This is a genomic window from Roseovarius sp. (assembly GCF_030373445.1).
Lineage (GTDB): Bacteria > Pseudomonadota > Alphaproteobacteria > Rhodobacterales > Rhodobacteraceae > Roseovarius.
This window is the reverse complement of record NZ_JAUCYU010000009.1, coordinates 163427-184175: the sequence shown is the minus strand read 5'-3', so window position 1 is coordinate 184175 and position 20749 is coordinate 163427. Positions and strand designations below refer to the sequence as shown.

Genomic DNA, 20749 nt, shown 5'->3' with positions numbered 1-20749 from the left:
GCGCGCCTACTTCCGGTCAGATAAGCGCCGCAGAAACACCAGCCCCGTCTTCGCGAAATAGCTGTCCGCGTTCTCGGCTGCGGCGACGGCACAGAATTTTTCATTGTCCATCGACAGGCTGTAGCCGATCTCATCCATCTTCTCGAGCCAGTATTCGCGTGGTTGCGTATTGACATGATGGTGCCCCCGCTGCCCCGGCAGCGCATGGGTGATCACCACCACCGGTGCATTCTGAAAAGTACCAAGAAGGTTATCGAGAAACTTTTCCTTGATGTGTTCGACAACCTCGACGCAATAGACCAGGTCGCACGGATAGCGATACGGCCCGCGCTTGAGGTCATGCAGGGCAATCGGATGCCTCGAGGTCCTTACGTTCTGCAAGAGTCCGTCGAAGCCATGTGCAATGATGCCGGCGCGCTGAAAATAGCTCAGCGCTATGCCCTGGCCCGCGCCGACATCCAGCATGGTCCGCGGTGCGAAGCGATCGATCAGGAATTGCCACAGCGCCGGCGTTGTGGCCTGCGTGTCACCATGAAGAAGGTTACCGCCAAGGTCCGGCTTCTTCTCGTCGACGACGCAGAAATCTTTCCAATACCCGTGCATGCCGGATGTCTCCTTGGGGAATTCGGGGGCGTGCCCCATCCTATTTTCAGCGACTGAAGGTTGCAATATCGCCCCATTCGGTGACCGGGACCGCGACACTTCTTCCTGCGCAGGGTCTTCCGTTCCGGTGGCAACGCGCAGCGCACTTCGATTAACGGGGACACTGTACCCATCCGGCACTCTCATGAACCCCAACCTGCAAAGATGGGCACTGTCCTGGAACCGCACCGATCCGTTGTAGTGCGCCGTAAGCTCCGCCTCATCCGCCAGCACATCGTCATAGGCCCTGTACTGCCTAGCCTCGGCAAAATGTTCCGACCGTCGGCTTTCCTCGTAAGCGCTCTCCGCAAAGTCCTGCAGGAACTTGAAGTGTAGGAGCAGCCCCGAGACCTCCGCCCACGTGCAGCCCTTAAGAGTATGCGTCGAGGCAATGAGTTCAGACGCCTCTGACCATCGCACAAGTGGCGTCTTCTTCAGAACGGGAGACGGGAACTCCCTGTTACGCGACTGCCAGAACAGGCGGTGTCTCGGCCCTCCCCGAACAAGAAGGCCGTGCGCCTCGGATTTCGGTCCACCCAGTTGATAGCCTTCGCCATCGAAGAACGGGCAGGCTTCGATCAGGTCCTGGCCTGATTGATAATCCAACTCGGCAATGGGCCCATCGGAATACATGTCGAGCATCGGCGCGACCACCGCAGAAGCGCCATGCAACTCGACGTACTTCAAGAAGTCGGCAAGCGGTGCATGCTCGTACCCGGGGAAGATGAACAATTCGTCGATATCGACGATGAACGTCCAACGGCCAATGGCATACTCGGCCAGAAGCGTGTTCTGCCAAGCTATGCCGCATTCGCTGTCCGCGTAGCTTCCGGCCGTATAAAAGACCGTGACATCCTTTTGCGACAGCAGGAATTCGCGCGACCCGTCATCGGAATCATTGTCGACTAGTAGAAACCGATCTACCCCTAGCCGGCGATAATGCTCAAGGAACCAAGGCAGCCGCAGCATCTCGTTTCGTAGGCATCCGACCAGGAGAACGTCGGCCGGATCCATGGCCAGCGTGTCGGAAAGAAGCTTCAGCATCAGCCCGCGTCCGGCAAGTCGATGGCGTAACCAAGCTCACGCATCAAAGCCAGGTGCTTGTCGCCGAAATGGCGCAGCATCTTGTCAGCCCGCGGCTTATCCGCTCGCTTCGCGTTAATGGCGCCCATGGCTGCCTGCTCCCAGTCACTGTCCGGGCGCAGCCCGGTAAACCGGGCAATCCGTACCAGCGTTTCGGCCGGCGAGGTCAGCACATCCTCGTGCCTGACCTCCATGTAACTTCCGGGTCTCAGGCGTTCCCCCTCGTTCCTGATGCGCATCAGCCTCCGGTACCAAAGCTCGACAAACGCGCTCCGCGCGTGCTTGCGGCCCCCGACAGTCGACGCCCGGTAGTCCAGCGACAACGGACACCAGTTCTGACGCCCAAGTTCGACCAGCGCCTTGTACCCCGGATGACCAGACATCGACCGAACGACATTTGCGCCATCCCGTATCAGGTGGATGAACTTGCATTCGGGCCAGTACGTTTGCAGCGTGCCGGCAAAATAACCGTAATCCGGCGTCTTGTCGGCCCAGTACCGCTTGCCTTCCTTCTGCGCAAAATACCGACCCACCGTATCGGTGAATTCGGCAGGCGTCATGCGCGCCGGGCCGCCGGCCTGGGCCGCGCGAAAATCCTCCACGTCGATCTCGGTGGTTCTCGACCCATCCACGAACCGCGTCCGCAGCAGAATGTCCAGGTGGTCCTCGAACGGCATCTCCGCCGTTCCGAACGCCTCGTGCAGGTTGACGATCCAGTGCGTCTCGTTGAACACGAAGACATCCGGATGCGCATTTATCATGCTGCGCAAGAGCCGCGTCCCGCACCGCCCCGTTCCTACAATGCAAAATTTCATGGCAGGCCCCGGTTCTCGTCCCACTGCCGCCGGAGGACAAACTCCGGCGCCTCAACGGCATAATCTTTGAACGCCCCGGCATGCAACGGAAAACTCCTCCGTTATCCGGGGCCGGTCGCGGAGGCGCTCGCTGTTCTATCTGCCTATGGAACAGCCCGGCACCACGCGCTACCTGTCAGTCGACAACAGCACGGGGAAGCCTGCCATCGCACTGCACCAGACATCCGGCCGGATCGAAGAACTGGACATCGCCCGCGCTATAGCGCTCGTCGCCATGGCCGTGTTCCACTTCACTTTCGACCTCGAGCTCTTCGGCATCGCCCCGCCGGGCACGATGCATACCACCTTTTGGCGTGGTTTTGCCATGCTCACGGCCGGCAGCTTCATCCTGATCGCCGGCCTCAGCCTTCGCTTGGCCCACCCCGGCCGGATCCACTGGCGATCCTTCCTGAAACGCTTTGCCAAGGTCGCCCTTGCCGCGGCCCTCGTGACCGGCGCAACCTATGTCTTCATTCCGCAAGGTTTCGTTTACTACGGCATCCTCCATTCCATCGCGCTTTCGAGCGTCGTCGGCCTGGCAGTTCTCCGTTTTCCCGTTTGGGCGCTCGTCCTCCTTGCCGGTTTTGTCACCTGGCTGCCGGCAACCTTTCGAAGCGAGATCTTCACCGCCCCCTGGCTCTACTGGACCGGCCTGTCACCGACCATCCCCTACACGGTCGATTTCGAACCCTTCTTCCCTTGGTTCGCTCCCTTCGTGCTGGGGATCGCGTTGGTCAGCCTTGCTGAACACCGGGGCATGCTGCAGCGGCTCCGGGGAGCCGCACCGAGAACCTCCCGCCTCGCGCGGGCCGCGATATGGGCGGGCCGGCACAGCCTTCTCGTCTATCTCGTTCACCAGCCGGTGCTGATCGCGTTGACTTGGTTACTCGCCAAGGCGCTCGGCACCCTCCCCTAGGCCCATACCCTCCGACGCGCCGCCAATTCGGCGACCTGTCTGCGCAGCGCCTCGGAAACAAGGCCCGGCCGCGGCGCATCCCGCAAAGTTGTGCAAAGTTGCGATGGCATCGGCCCGCGCGACCGCCGCGACCATGTCAGCCCGGCCAGCACCGCCTCCGCCACTTCCGGCAGCCGATCCGGTATCTCGTACCCGTTCAGCGTTGCCCAGACGCCCGCCCACAATCGTCCCACTGTCCATGGGTTGTACCCGCCGCCGCCCAGCACCAGCAGCCTCGGCGCCATCGGCATCAACGCTGCCAGCAAAGCCCAGTGTGCGTTGTTCGACAATTCCAGCCGCGCCAAAGGATCCTCGGCCACCGCATCCGCCCCGCATTGCAGGACGATCGCCTCGGGCCGCATGGCTTGAACCGCAGGCAGAATCAGGTCGTCACGTACCAGCGCGAAACCGTCGTCGCCGGTGCCCCGCGGCAGCGGCAGGTTGATCGCATTCCCACCGGCATCATCCTCAAACTTTCCGGTAAAGGGCCAGCGATCCGCCTCATGGGTCGATATCATCAGAACCCTCGGCTCTCCGGCGAACGCCGCCGCCACGCCGTCACAGTGATGCGCATCAATGTCCACATAGGCAATGCGTGACAACCCCTGCCGCAAGAGCACCTTGATCGCCAGCACCGGATCGTTGAGATAGCAGAACCCGGAGGCATGATCGGGAAAACCATGATGTGTGCCGCCGCCGGGATTGTAGACCACGCCGCCCCGCGAAAGCAGGTCCGCCGCCAGCATGGAACCCCCGGCGGCCGTGGCCGGTCGCCGAAACATCTCGGGGTAGATCGGGTTCGAGAATGTGCCCAATTGGTGCCGGTCCCGCGTGGCCGAGTTCACCCCGCCTTCCCGTTCGGCCCGCTGCAACGCCCGGATATACTCAGCCGTATGAAACAGTTCCAGCGCCCGCGGCTTGGCCCGCGGGCTGCTCCGGTACTGGCGGGGCGCGAACCAGCCCATCGCCCGGCACAAGTCGATCACCGTCGGCACGCGGGGAATGCTCAGGGGGTGTTTCGCACCGTAGCTCGACCCGCGGTAGATCTCCGACCCGATGAAAAGCGGCTGCTCCATGCGGCTAAGCTAGCGCCCGCGCGAATATGGCAAGCTGCCGCGCCCCACTTCTTCTTGGCCGAAATATCCATATCCCGACGGGCGCATCCCAGAGCCTCGCCCAAGGTCCTTCACCGCTGTCATCCACCCCGCAAACGTGCCAGAAGCACCACCTCGCTATCCGGTCGAATGGGCGTGAACCAGCTGTCGTTATAGACTTTTCCGTCGATGGCGACCGACACGCCCCGGTCAAGCTGCGGCTTGAGGCCGGGATATTTCTCCGCCAGCCCGTCGAGCAGCTCGCGCAACGTGCCCGCCTCGATCTCGACCTCGGTCTGATCATCGGTGGCCGAGGCAAGCGATCCCCAGATCCGGACCTGTACCATCCTGCGCCGCCTTTCCGTACCCCGTCCCGGGACTGGCCCGGGACGGGCGCTCAAGTCACCCGGTCTGAATGGCCTTCAGCACTTTCGGTGGCGACATCGGCAGGCTTGTCATGCGCACGCCCGCCGCGGCCGAGACCGAGTTGGCGATCGCCGCCAGCGGCGGCACGATCGAAGTCTCGCCGACACCGCGCACGCCGTAAGGATGCCCGGGATTGGGGATTTCAAGGATCACCGTGTCTATCATCGGCAGGTCCGACGCCACCGGTACGCGGTAGTCAAGGAAACCGGGGTTCTGAAGCACCCCGTCCTCGCCATAGATATAGGCCTCGTTCAGCGCCCAGCCGATGCCCTGCACCGCGCCGCCCTGGAACTGGCCTTCCACGTAATCCGGGTGCACGGCCTTGCCGGCATCCTGGAAAACCGTGTAGCGAAGTATCTTCACCGCGCCGCTTTCCGGGTCGACTTCGGTATCAACCATATGCGTGGCAAAGCTCACCCCGGCCCCTTCCGCATTGATCTCCGAATGGCCCGCGATCGGCCCGCCGGTGTTCGACGCGATCGCCGCGATATCCGCCAGGGTCATCGGGTCATGCTTGCCCGCATTGGGCCCCGAGGGCCGTGCCGCGCCGTCTTCCCAGACGACCGCCTCCTCGTCGATGCCCCAGACCATGGCCGCGCGCTTGCACATCTCGCGCTTGGCGGCCCGGGCCGCCTCGATCGTGGCAAGCCCCACGGCGAACGTCACCCGGCTGCCGTCGGTCACGTCGTTGAGGCCCAGCGAGGCGGTATCGGCAATCACCGTGCGTACCCGCTCGTAAGGCACACCCAGCTCTTCCGCCGCCATCATCGACATCGACGCGCGGCTGCCGCCGATATCCGGGTTGCCCTCGATGACGTTCACAGTACCGTCCGGCGTGACGTTGAGCGTCACGCAGGTGTTGCCACCGAAGTTGAACCAGAAGCCACAGGCCACCCCCCGCCCCTGGTTCTCGCCCAGGGGCGCGGTCCAGTGCGGGTGATCCTTCGCGGTCCGAAGCGTCGCTTCCAGCCCGATCGCCGGATAGGTCACGCCATAGGCCGCCTTGGTGCCCTCGCGCGCGGCATTCTTCAGCCGCACCTCCAGCGGATCGAGGCCAAGGCCCTTGGCCAGTTCGTCAATCGCGCTTTCCACGGCAAAGGCCGCCATCGGCGCGCCCGGCGCCCGGTACGCGGCCTGTTTCGGCCGGTTGGCGACCACGTCCCACCCGACCGTCTTGACGTTCTCGAGGTCATAGGGCGCGAATGCCGACATCGAGCCGAACTCCACCGGCGAACCCGGATAGGCCCCGCCCTGGTAGCGCAGCTCGGCAAAACCGGCAGTGATCTGCCCGTCCTCGGTCATGCCCAGCCGGATATCGATCGAGCTCGATGCCGTGGGCCCGGTCGCCCGCAGGACTTCCGACCGGCTCATCACCATCTTCACCGGGCGGCCCGACTTCTTCGACAGGGCCAGCGCCACGGGCTCGATGAACACCGTGGTCTTGCCGCCGAACCCGCCGCCGATCTCCGAGGCGGTCACCTTCAGCCGGCTCTGGCTGAGCCCCATGATCGCGGCACAGGTATCGCGCACCATGTACTGGCCCTGCGTACAGCACCACAGGTCCGCCTGACCGTCGCTGCCCACTTGCGCAAGGCAGGCATGCGGTTCGATATACCCCTGGTGCGTCGCCTCGGTCTTGTAGGTCCGCTCGAGCACCTTGTCGGCCTTGCCCAGCCCGGCCTCGATGTCGCCATGGCCGAACTCGTAACGGGCGACCACGTTGGCGCCCATGCCCTCGGGCACGTTCTCGACCTGCCGACCGTCATGCAGGGCCGGTGCGTCTGCCTTCATCGCGTCGTCGACGGCGATGACATGCGGCAGCGGCTCGTAGTCGACCTTGATCAGCTTCAGCGCCTTCTTGGCGACGCTCTCCGACGCGGCGGCCACCGCGGCCACCGCGTGACCGTCGTAGAGTGCCTTTTCCCCGGCCATGCAGTTGTCGAGCACGTCCCAGGTCCCCTCGTCCAGCTCGACCTCGGGAAAATCGGCCCGGGTCACCACCGCGAGCACACCTTCCAGCGCTTCCGCCGCCGAGGTGTCGATCGACTTGATCTTCGCATGGGCGTGCGGGCTGCGCAGGACCTTGCCCACCAGCATCCCCGGCGCGGTCATGTCCGCACCGAACCGGGCGCGGCCCGTCACCTTGTCGATACCGTCAGGGCGGTTCACCCGCGTCCCGACAACCTTGAAATCCAGCTTTCCGTCCATCTTTGCGTCAAGTGCCATTACGAAGCCTCCCGCATTTCCTCGGCCGCGGCCATCACGGCGCGGATGATCTTGTCATAACCGGTGCACCGGCAAAGATTGCCCGCCAGCCAATAGCGCGCCTCCTCCTCGGTGGGGTTCGGATTGTGTTCCAGAAGCGATTTCGCCGCGACAAGAATGCCCGGCGTACAAATCCCGCACTGTAGCGCGGCATGCTCGATGAACTTGCGCTGCAACGGGTGCAGCGTCTCGCCCTCGGCCATGCCCTCGATCGTCTCGACCTTGCGGCCCTCGGCCTCGGCGCCCAGCATCAGGCAGGAGCAGACAAGCCGGTCGTCGACGGTAACCGAACAGGCCCCGCAATCGCCCGTGCCGCAGCCTTCCTTCGAGCCGGTCATGCCCAGCCGGTCGCGCAGTACGTCCAGCAGTGTCTCGTCGGCCTCGCAAAGATATTCCTGCGCGACGCCGTTGATGGTTGTGGTGACGTGGATCATGCTCATGCTGCGCCTCCTGCACGTTTCTTCGCGATGACAGCCGCGCGGCGGGCCAGAACGCCGGCCATGTGCACGCGGTACTCTGCGGTGCCACGCTTGTCGTCGATGGGTTTGGCCGCCTCCGAACAGGCGGCGGCCATCTTGGTCAGCGCATCCTCGTCGACCGACGTGCCAACCAGCGCCTCGGCGGCCTCCGGCACCACGATAACAGTCGGCGCCACGGCGCCCAGCGCCACGCGCGCGGCGACACAATTGCCGGAGGCATCCAGCGTCAGCGATACGCCGCAGCCAACCACGGCAATGTCCATCTCTGTGCGCGGGATGAACCGCAGATAGGCATCGCCCGACCGTTCCGGACGCGACGGAAGGAAGATCGACGCCACCAGTTCCCCGGGCTTGAGCGAGGTCTTGCCCGGCCCTTCCGGCACGTCCTCGACCGGAATGTCGCGGATGCCGTCCGGGCCCGCGATCCGGGCCTTGGCCTCGGCCGCCACCAAAGCGGGCACGCTGTCGGCCGCGGGCGAGGCGTTGCAAAGGTTCCCGGCGATGGTGCAGCGGCCCTGGATCTGGGTCGACCCGATCAGGTTCGCTGCTTCCACAACGCCCGGCCAGTCGGCGACCAGGTCCGCGTTCTCGCCCATCTCGGCGGCGGATACCGCCGCACCGATGCGCCAGCCGCCATCCTCCTGCGAGATCGCCCGCAAGCTGTCGATACGCTTGATATCGAGAACCGTGTCCGGTTCAGCCATGTCCGAGTGCATACGCACCAGAAGATCGGTACCGCCGGCGAGGATCCGGCAGTCGCCCTTGGCGCCCGCCAGGATATCCACCGCCGCGTCAAGTGACGTGGGTGCCTGGTAGTTCATTTTTTCATTCCCTGTTCAGCGCGCCAACCCGTTGCCTCCCTCGGAGACTCGTGCCGCCCGGCGAAGTATCGGGCATTATCGATGTGCGGGCAAACGCTTACTTGTCTTTTACCCTTCTAGACCTAAGCCTGCCGCTTCTCATGGGCAAGCCTGATCATTTCCTGCGCAATGCCGATGGCGTGGCACCGTAAGCCCGGCGGATTGCGCGGGTCAGCGCGGCCGGGCTTTCATACCCGCAGCGCAGCGCGATCTCGGAAATCGACCGGCGGCTGTCCTCGATCAACTTGCGCGCCGCCGACAGGCGCAGCTGCCGATAGACCGTGCCGGGCGGTGCACCAAGGCGGGCCCGGAAGTGCCGGTCAAGCGTGCGCGGCTGGCACGACACGCGCTTCGCCAGCTGCTTCAGCGGCAACGGCCGCTCTACCGTCTCCCGCATCACCGCCAGCGCCCGGCGCACCAGCGGGTCTGCCACCGCCTCGTCGGCCTTGCCCACCGGGGGGTCGCCATGCAGGAACAGTGCCTCCACGTCCAGCCGGGCCGACAGCCCCAGATGCTCGGCAATCAGGTCGAGCGTCAGGTCCAGCGCTGACATCGCCCCCGCGCAGGTCATGTAAGGGCCGTCTTTCAGCACCCTCGCTTGGCTGGCCTCCACGTCCAGGAAACGCTCGGTGAACGCATCCAGCAAATCCCAGTGCACCGTCGCCCGCCGCCCGCTCAAAAGGCCTGCCGAGGCCAACAGCCACGGCCCCGAATCAAGCCCCACCGTCACCTCGGCGCGCCGCGCCGCTGTCCGCAGCATCCGACGGTTGGCCGATGTGTCGTGGCTTTCATGGGCGTAACTCGCAAGCACGAACAGGTAATCCACCGCCCCCACCTGGCTCAGCGCCGCGCTTGCCAGTATGTCGATCCCGCTCGACGACCGCCCTGTCCGCCCGTCCATCGTCACGATCCGCCAGTCGAAGGCATGCACATGCGTCAGCGTGTTCGCCGCCCGCAAAGGTTCGATGCAGTTGGCCAGGCACAGGTTCGAGAACTCGTCGAACAGCAGGAAGGCGATGCGTACCGGGCGATCCGGAAATTTTGTCCATTCAGGCATGATTTTTGTCTATTACCGCAAAATCGGTGTCCACACCAGCAAGATAGGGTGGCGCCCAGAACCGACGCAAAAGGAGGGAAGCCAATGCCGCTTGCCATGAATCGCGAGGTCTTCATCACCTGCGCCGTGACCGGATCAGGCGGCACGCAGGACAAGAGCCCGCACGTCCCCCGCAGCCCCGAACAGATCGCCGACAGCGCCATTGCGGCGGCGAAAGCCGGGGCCGCCATCGTTCACTGCCACGTCCGTGACCCCGAAACCGGCGCACCGTCACGCGACGTCGGGATGTTCCGCGAAGTCACCGACCGCATCCGCGCCTCCGACACCGACGTGGTGCTCAACCTCACCGCCGGCATGGGCGGCGACATCACCTTCGGCAACACGGAAAGCCCCCTGCCGCTCAACGATGCCGGCACCGACATGATCGGCGCGACCGAGCGAGTGGCCCACGTCGCCGAGTGCCTGCCCGAGATCTGCACCCTCGACTGCGGCACCATGAACTTCGCCGAGGCCGACTACGTGATGACCAATACGCCCGGCATGTTGCAGGCGATGGGCAAGATGATGACGGATCTCGGCGTCAAACCCGAAATTGAAGCCTTCGATACCGGCCATCTCTGGTACGCCAAGCAACTCGTCAAGGACGGCATCCTCGAAAGCCCGGCCCTCGTCCAGCTCTGCATGGGCGTGCCATGGGGCGCGCCGGACGACCTCAACACCTTCATGGCGATGGTCAACAACGTCCCCGACGACTGGACCTTCTCGGCCTTCGGCCTCGGCCGCAGCCAGATGCCTTACGTCGCGGCCTCCGTCCTGGCCGGTGGCCATGTCCGCGTCGGGCTCGAGGACAACCTGATGCTCGACAAGGGCGTTCTGGCCACCAACGAGCAACTCGTCGTCCGCGCGAAAGAGATCATCGAGCGCATGGGCGCCAAGGTGATCGGTCCCGAGGACGTGCGCAAGAAGCTGGGCCTCACCAAGCGGGCGCCCAAGGGATGAAACCCGCCGTCGTGCTGGCGGCACTCGTCGCCCTGACGGCCTGCCAGCCCGACCCTTTCGGCCGCAGCAATGCCGAGCTTCGCGAAGAGGAACGGATCTGCACGGCCGAGGGCGGCATCTTCCGCGCCGGCGGCATCACCGGGGCAAAGATGTGCTTTCTCCAGACGGGCGACGGCGGCCAATCCTGCCGTCGCAGCACCGAGTGCGAAAGCGCCTGCCTCGCCTCGCCCGACACCGGCAAGGGCCAATGCGCGTCGGAACGGCCGCTCTTCGGCTGCTTCGACATGTTCGACGAAAACGGGGAACTCACAGGAATATGCGTAGACTGACCCACATCACCCAATGGACCACATCATGAGCCAGCGCGTCGTCATCACCGGCGGCGCCTCGGGCATCGGCCTGACGCTCGCCCGCCGCTTTGCCGAACGCGGTGACCGCGTCGCCCTCTGCGACGCCGACGCCGCGGCGGTGGCCCAGGTCCAGGCCGATCACCCCGACATGCTCGCCCGCCAGGCCGACGTCACCGACGAGGCTGCGATGCAGGCGTTCTTCGACGAGGTCGAGACCGCCTTCGAAGGTGTCGACGTGCTCTGCGCCAATGCCGGCACCGGCGGCCCCGCCGGCCGGATCGAGGATCTCGACTATGGCGAGTGGCAGGCCTGCATCGGCGTCAACCTCAACGGTGCCTTCCTGGCCTGCCGCTGGGCCGCGCGGCTCATGCGCGCCCAGGGCTCGGGCCTGATCCTGATCACCAGCTCGACCTCGGGCTTTCACGGCGTGCCCTACCGCAGCCCCTACGTGGCAGCAAAATGGGGGCTGGTCGGCATCACCAAGACGCTGGCGATGGAGCTTGGCCCGGCCGGCGTCCGCGTCAACGCCATCGCCCCAGGCGCGGTCGAGGGCGCGCGCATGGAACGTGTCCTGCAGATGGAAGCGAAGGCCAGCGGCCTCACCGTCGAGGAAACGCGCGCGCTCTACGTCAAGGGCACCAGCCTGCGCACCTGGGTCACCGGCGACGACCTCGCCGACATGGCGCTCTTCCTCGCCTCGCCAGCGGCCGGGAAGGTGACGGGTCAACTACTGGCCGTCGACGGTCATACCGAGAGCATGGTGCCGTGACATCCCTCGTCGAAACGGGATACGCGCGCGGGCTTCTCCACGCCGGCCTTGCTGCCGCCCTCGCCGCGACGCTGGCAAGCTGCGGCGGCCCCGGTAACGAAAGGGGCGGTCTCCGCAACCCGGATGCCCGCATCTCGAGCCAGGTGAACGTCACCGCCGCCCGCCTCGCGGGCGACTGGTACATCCGCGCCGGCTGGCCCGGCACGCCGAATCTCTCCGGCCCGCTGCGCCTCGCGTCTGGCGGCGAGACCCTCACCCTGACCGGTACCGCCAGCGATGGCCCCGTGCGGGCCACCCTCACCCCGCTGGGCCAGGGCCGCTTCCGCGCCGGCAACAGCCCGGCCTTCGGCGACAGCCCCATCTGGGTGCTCTGGATGGACGCCGACGACAGAACCGCGGCCATCGGCACGCCCGACGGCCGCTTCGGCTGGATCATGGACCGCTCCGCCAACGGCGGCGCAGACCGGATCACGGCCGCCAAGGAAATCATGGAATGGATGGGATACGACCTGTCCCTTTCGAAGGAGACATCACAATGACCAAGACAGCAGCAATCATCGGCGGCGGCGTCATCGGCGGCGGCTGGGCCGCCCGCTTCCTCCTCAATGGCTGGAACGTGCGCGTGTTCGACCCAGACCCTGAAGCCGAACGCAAGATCGGCGAGGTGATGGCCAACGCCCGCGCCGCCCTGCCGATGCTCTACGACGTGGCCCTGCCCGACGAAGGGGCGCTCACCTTCCACGGCTCGATTGCCGAAGCGGTCGAGGGTGCCGAGTGGGTGCAGGAAAGCGTTTCCGAACGGCTCGACCTCAAGCACAAGGTCATGGCGGAAATCCAGGGCGCCTCGACCGCCCCCATCGGCTCCTCCACCTCCGGCTTCAAACCCTCCGAATTGCAACAGGGCGCCCCCGATCCCTCGCGCATCATGGTCGCGCACCCGTTCAACCCGGTCTACCTCCTGCCGCTGATCGAAATCGTCCCCTCGCCCGAAACCGACGAGGCGGCGATCGCTGCGGCCGAGGAAATCCTCACCTCCGTCGGCCTCTACCCCCTCCGCGTCCGCAAGGAGATCGACGCCCACATCGCCGACCGCTTCCTCGAAGCCGTCTGGCGCGAGGCGCTCTGGCTGGTCAAGGACGGTGTCGCCACCACCGAGGAGATAGACAACGCCATCCGCTACGGCTTCGGCATCCGCTGGGCCCAGATGGGCCTGTTCGAGACCTACCGCGTGGCGGGCGGCGAAGCCGGCATGCGCCATTTCATGGCCCAGTTTGGCCCGGCCCTGAAATGGCCCTGGACCAAGCTGATGGACGTGCCCGAGTTCACCGATGAGCTCGTCGACATGATCGCCGACCAATCCGACGCGCAATCCGGGCACCTGTCGATCCGCGAGCTGGAAAAGAAGCGCGACAAGAACCTCATCGCCATGATGCGCGCCCTGCGCCAGCAGGGCAACGCCTCGGGCCGCCTGATCAACACCCACCAGCGGACCATCCGGCAGCTGCCCGAGCCCGCCAACCCGATGGTCACGCAAGATCGCGTGGTGCCCACCGACTGGACCGACCTGAACGGCCACATGAACGAGGGGCGCTATGGCCAACTCTTCTCGGACGCGGCCGAAGAGGTCATCGCCTATGTCAGCGCCACGGACGGCGCGCCCCTTGCCCCGACCAGCGCGGACTACGCCGCGCGCGGGTTCAACTACTTCACCGTCGAAACCACCACCAAGTACCTGGCCGAAGCCCATGCCGGCGAACGCATCGTGGTCCACACCCGCATCACCGAAGGTCGCGGCAAGAAATTGCGCTGCTTCCACGAGATGAAACGCGCCAGCGATGGCGAGGTCATGGCCACCTGCGACCAGCTCATGCTGCACGTCAGCCTCGAATCCCGCCGCACCTGCGAGCCGGCGGACGAGGTGCTGGAAAAGGTCGAGACGCTGGCTGCCCTGCACGCGAAGGAGAACTGAGATGCATTTCGGATTGACCGACGAACAGGAAATGATCGTCGACACCGTGCGGAGCTTCGTCGAGAAGGAAATCTACCCGCATGAAGAGGTTGTCGAGCGCACCGGCGAAGTGCCCAAGGAGATCGCCGACGAAATCAAGCGCAAGACGCTCGACCTCGGCTTCTACGCCTCCAACTTCCCCGAGGAAGTGGGCGGCCCGGGCCTGTCGCACCTCGAGTTTGCCCTCGTCGAGCGCGAACTGGGCCGCGGATCGATGGCGCTGACGCACTTCTTCGGCCGCCCTCAGAACATCCTGATGGCCTGCGAGGGCGAGCAACGCGAGCGCTACCTGATGCCCGCCGTGCGCGGCGAGCGGATGGACGCGCTGGCCATGACCGAACCCGACGCAGGCTCCGACGTGCGCGGCATGAAATGCACCGCCAAACGCGACGGCGGCGACTGGGTCGTGAACGGCACCAAGCACTTCATCTCGGGCGCCGATCACGCTGACTTCGTCATCGTCTTCATCGCCACCGGCGAAGATCAGACAGACAAGGGCCCCAAGAAACGCATCACCGCCTTCCTTGTCGACCGCGGCACGCCGGGCTTCACCATCCGCCACGGCTACAACTCGGTCAGCCACCGCGGCTACAAGAACATGATCCTCGACTTCGACGATTGCCGCCTGCCCGACGCGCAGGTGCTGGGCGAGGTCGATGGCGGCTTCGCGGTGATGAACGAATGGCTCTACGCCACCCGCATCACTGTCGCCACCATGAGCGTCGGCCGCGCTCGCCGCTGCTTCGACTACGCGCTCGCTCACGCCGCAGAGCGCAAGCAGTTCGGCCAGCAGATCGGCAAGTTCCAGGGCATCAGCTTCCAGATCGCCGACATGATCACCGAGATCGACGCTGCCGACTGGCTGACGCTGGCCTCGGCCTGGCGCCTCGACCAGGGCCTGCCCGCCAACCGCGAGATCGCCTCGGCCAAGCTCTACGCCTCCGAAATGCTGGCCCGCGTCACCGATGCCACGCTGCAGGTCTACGGCGGCATGGGGCTGATGGACGACTTCCCCATCGAACGCTTCTGGCGCGACGCACGGGTCGAACGCATCTGGGACGGCACATCGGAAATCCAGCGCCACATCATCAGCCGCGAGCTTCTGCGGCCGCTGGGGGCATAAAAGAACTTTCATGCCTTCGGCGAGGATATTTTTGGCCAGAAGAAACACGGGGAAGCCCTCACAACCTCCCCGTGATCGGAAACACCGCAACGTGCTTCTCCTGGCGCGGTCATCGGCTTCCCAGCCTGTACCGTAAAAGAAGTATCGCCCAACGCGGTTAACAAACCGTTGCTTCTTCTGGCCCGAAATATCCCCGCCGGAGGCATTCATCTCTTTCGCGACAGGGAAAACACATGCCTGACCTCTCCCGCCTGCTGCAACCCCGCTCCATCGCCGTGATCGGCGGCGGGGCGTGGTGCGCCAGCGTCGTCGAGCAATGCCGCAAGATGGGCTTCGCCGGGCCGGTCTGGCCCGTCCACCCCAAGCGCACCGAAGTGGGCGGCGTCGCGGCCTTCCAACGGCTCGAAGACCTCCCCGATGCGCCCGACGCGGCCTTCATCGGCGTCAACCGCAACCTCACCATCGACACCGTCCGCCACCTGCGCGAGCGCGGCGCGGGCGGCGCGGTCTGTTTCGCCAGCGGCTTCCGCGAGGCACAGGCGGAAACCGGCGACGGCGGCGACCTGCAGGCACAGCTGCTCGACGCCGCCGGCGACATGCCGATCATCGGGCCCAACTGCTACGGCTTCATCAACTACCTCGACGGTGCCCTGCTCTGGCCCGACCAGCATGGCGGCGCCCGGGTCGAACGTGGCGTGGCCGTGCTCACCCAAAGCTCCAACATGGCGATCAACATCACCATGCAGACCCGCGGCCTGCCGCTGGCCTATGTCGCCACCGCCGGCAACCAGGCGCAGCTTGGCCTCGCCGAAATCGGCACTGCCCTGCTGGAAGACGACCGTGTCACCGCCCTCGGCCTGCATGTCGAAGGCGTGGGCGACCTGCGCGCCTTCGAGGCGCTGGCCAGCCGCGCCCGCGCCCTCGGCAAGCCCGTCGTCGCGCTAAAGGCCGGCCGCTCGGAACAGGCACAGGCGGCGGCGGTCTCGCACACCGCCTCGCTTACCGGCTCCGACGCCGGTGCCCGCGCCCTGCTGAAACGTCTCGGCATCGCGCAGGTGGAAAGCCTGCCCGCCCTGCTGGAGACCCTTAAACTCCTGCATTTCACCGGCCCCCTGCCCTCGAACCGCATCGTCTCGATGTCCTGCTCGGGCGGCGAGGCGAGCCTCATGGCCGACACCGCCATCGGCCACGACGTCACCTTCCCCACCCTCGACGGCGCCCAGCGCCAGGGGCTGCGCGAGGCACTGGGGCCGATGGTGGCGCTCGCCAACCCGCTCGATTATCACACTTTCATCTGGACGGACGTGCCCCGCATGGCCGCCACCTTCGGTGCAATGCTGGGCGGCGACATCGCCATGGGTTGCCTCGTCGCCGACTTCCCCCGCGAAGACCGCTGTGACCCCGTTGCGTGGGATTGCATCTACGAGGCCGGCGAGGAAGCCACCAAGCAGACGGGCAAGCCCCTCGCGATCGTCGCCACCCTGCCCGACGCCATGACCGAGGCCGTCACCGCACGGATCATCGCCGGCGGCATGGTCCCTCTCCTGGGTCTCGACGAAGCCCTGACCGCGATCGCCGTCGCCGCTCGGCTCGGCCAGCCCCGACCCGAGCCGGAACCCCTCCTGCACCCCGGCGAACCAGCCGAATTGCACACGCTCAGCGAGGCCGAGGCCAAGGCCGAACTCGCCGCCCACGGCGTCACCATCCCCGCCGCCAAACGCGCGGCAAACAAATCCGCCTTGGAAGAGGCCGTCCGGGACATCGGCACGCCGCTGGTCATCAAGGCCGAGGGCCTGGCTCACAAGACCGAGGCCGGCGGCGTTGCCTTCGCCCGCGAAGACACCGCCGCGGCCGTGGCACAGGCCGCCGTCATGCCCTGCGAAAGCTGGCTGGTCGAAGAAATGATCGACGGCACCGTCGCCGAGCTGCTCATCGGCGTCACCCGCGACCCGGCCCATGGTTACGTGCTGACGCTGGCCGCCGGCGGCATCCTGACCGAGATCATGGGCGACAGCGCCTCGCTTCTCCTGCCCGCGACCGAAGACGAGATCGCCCAAGCCCTCAATTCCCTCCGCATCGCCAGGGTCCTGCGCGGCTACCGCGGCAAGCCCGGCGCCGACATGGGCGCCATTGCACAGGCCGTTCTGGCGGTGCAGTCTTACGTTGCGGCCCATGCCGGCCGGCTGGAGGAAGTCGAAATCAACCCGCTCATCTGCACCGAAACCCGCGCGGTGGCGGTGGACGCACTCATCACGATCGGAGGAAACCCATGACCGCATCACCCGTCAGGACAGAGCGCCGCGGCCACGTGCTCGAGGTCACGCTCGACCGGCCCAAGGCGAACGCCATCGACCTGAAAACCAGTGTCATCCTCGGCGATGTCTTCAAGGAATTCCGCGACGACCCGGAGTTGCGCGTGGCCCTCATCACCGGTGCGGGCGAGAAGTTCTTCTGCCCTGGCTGGGACCTGAAAGCCGCCGCCGACGGTGACGCGGTCGACGGCAATTACGGCGTCGGCGGCTTCGGCGGCCTGCAGGAGATGCGCGCGATGAACAAGCCCGTCATTGCCGCCGTCAATGGCATCTGCTGCGGCGGCGGTTTCGAATGGGCGCTCTCGGCCGACATCATCCTCGCCGCCGACCACGCCCAGTTCGCCCTGCCGGAAATCCGTTCGGGCACCGTGGCCGATGCGGCCAGCGTGAAGCTGCCCAAGCGCATCCCCTATCACATCGCGATGGAAATGCTGCTGACCGGCCGCTGGCTGGATGCCGAGGAAGGCGCGCGGTGGGGCTTCGTCAACCAGATCCACCCGGCCGGCAAACTGATGGAAGAGGCCCGCAAGCTGGCCGACCACCTCGCCTCCGGCCCGCCGCTGGTCTACGCCGCCATCAAGGAGATCGTCCGCGAGGCCGAGGCCCTCACCTTCCAGGACGCCATGAACCGCATCACCAAGCGACAGTTCGAAACCGTCGACGTGCTCTACGATTCCGAGGACCAGATGGAAGGCGCCCGCGCCTTCGCGGAAAAGCGCGACCCGGTCTGGAAGGGCAAGTAACCCGAGGTCAGCCGGTTCTCTCCATGGCGCGCCGAACCGACCCGGCGCGCCTTTTGGGCGACCATGCGCACAGGTTTTCGCCGGGCCGGCGCAGCGTTGTTGCAATCGGCCTTCAAATGAGGAAGAAACCGATGAACCGGCGGACACCTGTCCGCTCCCGCAGTCTGACCAGGGTTACGTGGAATGAAGATCACGCCTTTGCTTCTTTGCGGCGGCTCCGGCACACGGCTCTGGCCCCTCTCGCGGAAGAGCTACCCGAAGCAGTTCGTGCCGCTCCTGGGCGAGACCACCCTGTTCCAGTCCACGGCCGGGCGGCTCAGCGGGCAAGGCTTCAACGCCCCCCTCGTCGTGACGAACACCGCCTTCCGCTTCATCGTTGTCGAACAGCTTGCCACGGCGGGCATTGATCCCAGCGCCATCATGATCGAGCCCGAGGGGCGCAACACCGCCCCCGCCATCCTCGCCTCGGCGCTTTGGCTCTCGCGGAACGACCCGGACACGCTCATGCTGGTGGCTCCCTCGGATCACGTCGTGCCCGACGCCGAGGCGTTCCACCAGGCCATCCTTGCCGGTGTCCCGGCGGCGGAAAGCGGCCAGCTGGTCACCTTCGGCATCACCCCGGACCGGCCGGAAACCGGCTACGGATACCTCGAGCTTGACGGCCCGCCCGGCGAAGGAAAACCCGAGGCCCACGGCCTGAAACGCTTCGTCGAGAAACCGGACGAGGCGACGGCCGCGAAAATGCTCGCCTCCGGCAATTACCTCTGGAACGCGGGCATCTTCCTCTTCTCGGTAAAGACCATCCTCGAAGCCTTCGAAACCCATACGCCCGAGCTCATCGGCCCGGTCACGGAAGCGCTCGACCAGGGCGAGTGCGATCTCGGCTTCCTGCGGCTGGCGCCCGGCCCTTGGGCCGGCGCGGCCGACGAGTCAATCGACTACGCGGTGATGGAAAAGGCCGACAACCTCTCCGTCGTGCCCTATTCCGGCGGCTGGTCCGATCTCGGCGGCTGGGATGCCGTCTGGCGCGAAGGCGGGGTCGACGACCGCGGCGTCGGCACCTCGGGCCATGCCACGGCGATTGACTGCGACAACACCCTGCTCCGGTCCGAGGACAGTTCCCTTGAGGTCGTGGGCATCGGCCTCAAGGACATAATCACGGTCGCCATGCCCGATGCCGTGCTGGTTGCCGATGCCTCGCGCGCGCAGGACGTCAAGAAGGCGGTCAGCGCCCTGAAGGAAAAAGGCGCCAAGCAGGCCACCGAATTCCGCAAGGATCACCGCCCGTGGGGCTGGTTCGAAACCCTGGCCCTCGGCGACCGCTTCCAGGTCAAGCGCATTCACGTCCACCCCGGCGCCTCGCTCTCGCTTCAATCGCACCACCACAGGTCGGAACACTGGGTGGTGGTCCAGGGCACGGCAGAGGTCACGGTCGGCGACGACGTCAAGCTCCTGACCGAGAACCAATCGGTCTACATCCCGGTCGGCACCGTCCACCGGCTGGCCAACCCCGGGAAGGTCCCGATCGTACTTATCGAGGTTCAGACCGGCGTGTATCTGGGCGAAGACGACATAATCCGGTATGAAGATATTTATGCACGCAACTGAATCCGTGCAGAAAACCGTGTCTGGCGCGAACCGCGGGTTGCGTACGGGGTAGTGAGGGTGACGGCACCGGTGAATAAAGACGACCCGGCCAAGGCCGGAACCGGCAGCCTTGCCGCTGCCGAACCCCCTCGGATCGACGGGCTTCTCGAGCTTGTCAATCATCCGCTGACATGGCCGGCCACCTACCTGGCGGAGTCCGCCTCACTCCCCGCCCTGCCTCTCATCTTCTGGCTGACCGAGGTCTTCCGTCCCGAAACAGTGCTGACCACGGGCGGCACGACGAGAACGGCTCATCGGGCCTTCCGGCAGGCGGCAGACCGGCTTTGCCTGACAACCCGGTGCCTCGATACAGGCTCAGCGCCGGACGACACGTCGGATGGCGCGCGTGCACCGCAGGCAGACGATGCCACCGCACAGGCCGGAAGCATCGACATCCTCACGGTCAACTTGCCCCAGGACAGCTCCCGCCGAGAGCAGGACATCTCCCGGATCGCAGCGCATGCCGGCCGCGCCGGTGCCATCCTCCTGTACGGGCCCGGCCTGACCGAAAGCCTGATCGCCGGCGTGCCGGCCGCCGGCATGAAGATCATGGTTTTCGGTCGCAGCGCCCCGCAAGTGGCGCTGTACCTCGCTCCCGGCGCACCCTCTCCCCTCTCCCAGTTGGCGGCCCTGCCCCCCGACAGCGCAGAGCGTCGTGCCTTCGACGACTTTCTCGACCGGCAGGGACAAATGCACCGGCTCGACCTCATGGCGCGCGGTGCGGGTCCGCGCGCCGCGGAAACCGTGCGGGACATTGCGCCGCCGCCGTCACGCCACGCCGAGGATGTCGAACGGCTGCTCGCCAAGCTTCTGGAACTCGAGGAAACGCATAGCCTGGCGCAGCATGACCGCCCCGAGGCGGACGCAGGAGAGCCCGACCTGTCCGCCCCGCAGGAACCCGGCGAGGGGCCGGACCTTTCGGACCGCCTGCAGGACATGGAAGCCGAAATCGCCTTCCTCCAGCAGCGCGTCCTGGAAGGCGAGCGCGACCTGAAGGCACTTCGGTCAAGCACAAGCTGGCGGGTCACCGGCCCGCTGCGTGGCGTGGTGCGTGCCCTCCGACGGTTCCGCCGGAGGTAAGAC

General features: G+C 65.8%; 19 protein-coding genes. 11 read left to right on the top strand and 8 right to left on the bottom strand.

Going from position 1 to position 20749, the window contains the following annotated elements; translation table 11 throughout:
- Positions 1-6 precede the first annotated feature (6 nt).
- Together QUV18_RS16830 and QUV18_RS16825 are read right to left on the bottom strand one after the other, a co-directional pair.
- Positions 7-1686 (bottom strand): glycosyltransferase family 2 protein, encoded by a 1680-nt coding sequence (locus QUV18_RS16830; protein ID WP_300895179.1) that lies wholly within the window; start codon positions 1684-1686, stop codon positions 7-9.
- Positions 1686-2540: a sulfotransferase gene (locus QUV18_RS16825; protein ID WP_300895178.1), complete on the bottom strand. Its 855-nt coding sequence runs from the start codon at positions 2538-2540 to the stop codon at positions 1686-1688. Before QUV18_RS16825 ends, QUV18_RS16830 begins: the two co-directional genes overlap by 1 nt.
- 145 nt (positions 2541-2685) lie before the next feature.
- On the opposite strand from QUV18_RS16825, the gene QUV18_RS16820 reads away from it, so the two are divergent.
- Positions 2686-3495, top strand: a complete 810-nt coding sequence (locus tag QUV18_RS16820) for a heparan-alpha-glucosaminide N-acetyltransferase (RefSeq protein WP_300895177.1) — start codon at positions 2686-2688, stop codon at positions 3493-3495.
- Here the strand turns inward: QUV18_RS16820 and QUV18_RS16815 are convergent.
- The 6 genes from QUV18_RS16815 to QUV18_RS16790 all read right to left on the bottom strand — a co-directional run bounded on the left by QUV18_RS16815 (position 3492) and on the right by QUV18_RS16790 (position 9715).
- Positions 3492-4610: an acetoin utilization protein AcuC gene (locus QUV18_RS16815; RefSeq protein WP_300895176.1), complete on the bottom strand. Its 1119-nt coding sequence runs from the start codon at positions 4608-4610 to the stop codon at positions 3492-3494. The two genes, QUV18_RS16820 and QUV18_RS16815, sit on opposite strands and share 4 nt — an antisense overlap.
- Before the next feature lie 119 nt (positions 4611-4729).
- Entirely contained in the window at positions 4730-4975 is a 246-nt protein-coding gene (locus tag QUV18_RS16810) for a MoaD/ThiS family protein (RefSeq protein WP_300895175.1), read from the bottom strand.
- A gap of 55 nt (positions 4976-5030) precedes the next feature.
- On the bottom strand, positions 5031-7280 hold the full coding sequence (locus QUV18_RS16805; protein ID WP_300895174.1) for a xanthine dehydrogenase family protein molybdopterin-binding subunit: 2250 nt from the start codon (positions 7278-7280) through the stop codon (positions 5031-5033).
- On the bottom strand, positions 7280-7759 hold the full coding sequence (locus tag QUV18_RS16800; RefSeq protein WP_300895173.1) for a (2Fe-2S)-binding protein: 480 nt from the start codon (positions 7757-7759) through the stop codon (positions 7280-7282). Before QUV18_RS16800 ends, QUV18_RS16805 begins: the two co-directional genes overlap by 1 nt.
- Complete coding sequence (locus QUV18_RS16795; RefSeq protein WP_300895172.1) at positions 7756-8619, bottom strand: xanthine dehydrogenase family protein subunit M; 864 nt, start codon at positions 8617-8619, stop codon at positions 7756-7758. Before QUV18_RS16795 ends, QUV18_RS16800 begins: the two co-directional genes overlap by 4 nt.
- Before the next feature lie 154 nt (positions 8620-8773).
- Positions 8774-9715 carry a helix-turn-helix domain-containing protein gene (locus QUV18_RS16790; RefSeq protein WP_300895171.1) on the bottom strand — a complete coding sequence of 314 codons (942 nt, stop codon included), beginning with the start codon at positions 9713-9715 and terminating at the stop codon, positions 8774-8776.
- An 84-nt stretch (positions 9716-9799) separates the two neighbouring features.
- Here QUV18_RS16790 and QUV18_RS16785 point away from each other — a divergent pair, with 84 nt between their 5' ends.
- The 10 genes from QUV18_RS16785 (at position 9800) to QUV18_RS16740 (ending at position 20746) form a co-directional block, all read left to right on the top strand.
- Positions 9800-10714 carry a 3-keto-5-aminohexanoate cleavage protein gene (locus tag QUV18_RS16785; RefSeq protein ID WP_300895170.1) on the top strand — a complete coding sequence of 305 codons (915 nt, stop codon included), beginning with the start codon at positions 9800-9802 and terminating at the stop codon, positions 10712-10714.
- Positions 10711-11043 (top strand): hypothetical protein, encoded by a 333-nt coding sequence (locus QUV18_RS16780; RefSeq protein ID WP_300895169.1) that lies wholly within the window; start codon positions 10711-10713, stop codon positions 11041-11043. Before QUV18_RS16785 ends, QUV18_RS16780 begins: the two co-directional genes overlap by 4 nt.
- Before the next feature lie 25 nt (positions 11044-11068).
- The gene (locus QUV18_RS16775; protein ID WP_300895168.1) at positions 11069-11833 is read left to right on the top strand and encodes an SDR family oxidoreductase; all 765 of its coding nucleotides are present in this window, start codon (positions 11069-11071) and stop codon (positions 11831-11833) included.
- Positions 11830-12372 carry a lipocalin family protein gene (locus tag QUV18_RS16770; protein ID WP_300895167.1) on the top strand — a complete coding sequence of 181 codons (543 nt, stop codon included), beginning with the start codon at positions 11830-11832 and terminating at the stop codon, positions 12370-12372. The genes QUV18_RS16775 and QUV18_RS16770 overlap by 4 nt, the downstream gene beginning before the upstream one ends.
- Positions 12369-13802: a carnitine 3-dehydrogenase gene (locus QUV18_RS16765; RefSeq protein WP_300895166.1), complete on the top strand. Its 1434-nt coding sequence runs from the start codon at positions 12369-12371 to the stop codon at positions 13800-13802. Before QUV18_RS16770 ends, QUV18_RS16765 begins: the two co-directional genes overlap by 4 nt.
- Position 13803: 1 nt before the next feature.
- Positions 13804-14964, top strand: a complete 1161-nt coding sequence (locus QUV18_RS16760) for an acyl-CoA dehydrogenase family protein (protein ID WP_300895165.1) — start codon at positions 13804-13806, stop codon at positions 14962-14964.
- A 233-nt stretch (positions 14965-15197) separates the two neighbouring features.
- Positions 15198-17237, top strand: coding sequence for an acetate--CoA ligase family protein (locus QUV18_RS16755; protein ID WP_300895164.1), 2040 nt, complete (start codon positions 15198-15200; stop codon positions 17235-17237).
- Entirely contained in the window at positions 17234-18019 is a 786-nt protein-coding gene (locus QUV18_RS16750; RefSeq protein WP_300895163.1) for a carnitinyl-CoA dehydratase, read from the top strand. Before QUV18_RS16755 ends, QUV18_RS16750 begins: the two co-directional genes overlap by 4 nt.
- Before the next feature lie 183 nt (positions 18020-18202).
- On the top strand, positions 18203-19627 hold the full coding sequence (locus QUV18_RS16745) for a mannose-1-phosphate guanylyltransferase/mannose-6-phosphate isomerase (protein WP_300895162.1): 1425 nt from the start codon (positions 18203-18205) through the stop codon (positions 19625-19627).
- A 69-nt stretch (positions 19628-19696) separates the two neighbouring features.
- Entirely contained in the window at positions 19697-20746 is a 1050-nt protein-coding gene (locus QUV18_RS16740) for a hypothetical protein (protein WP_300895161.1), read from the top strand.
- Positions 20747-20749 lie beyond the last annotated feature (3 nt).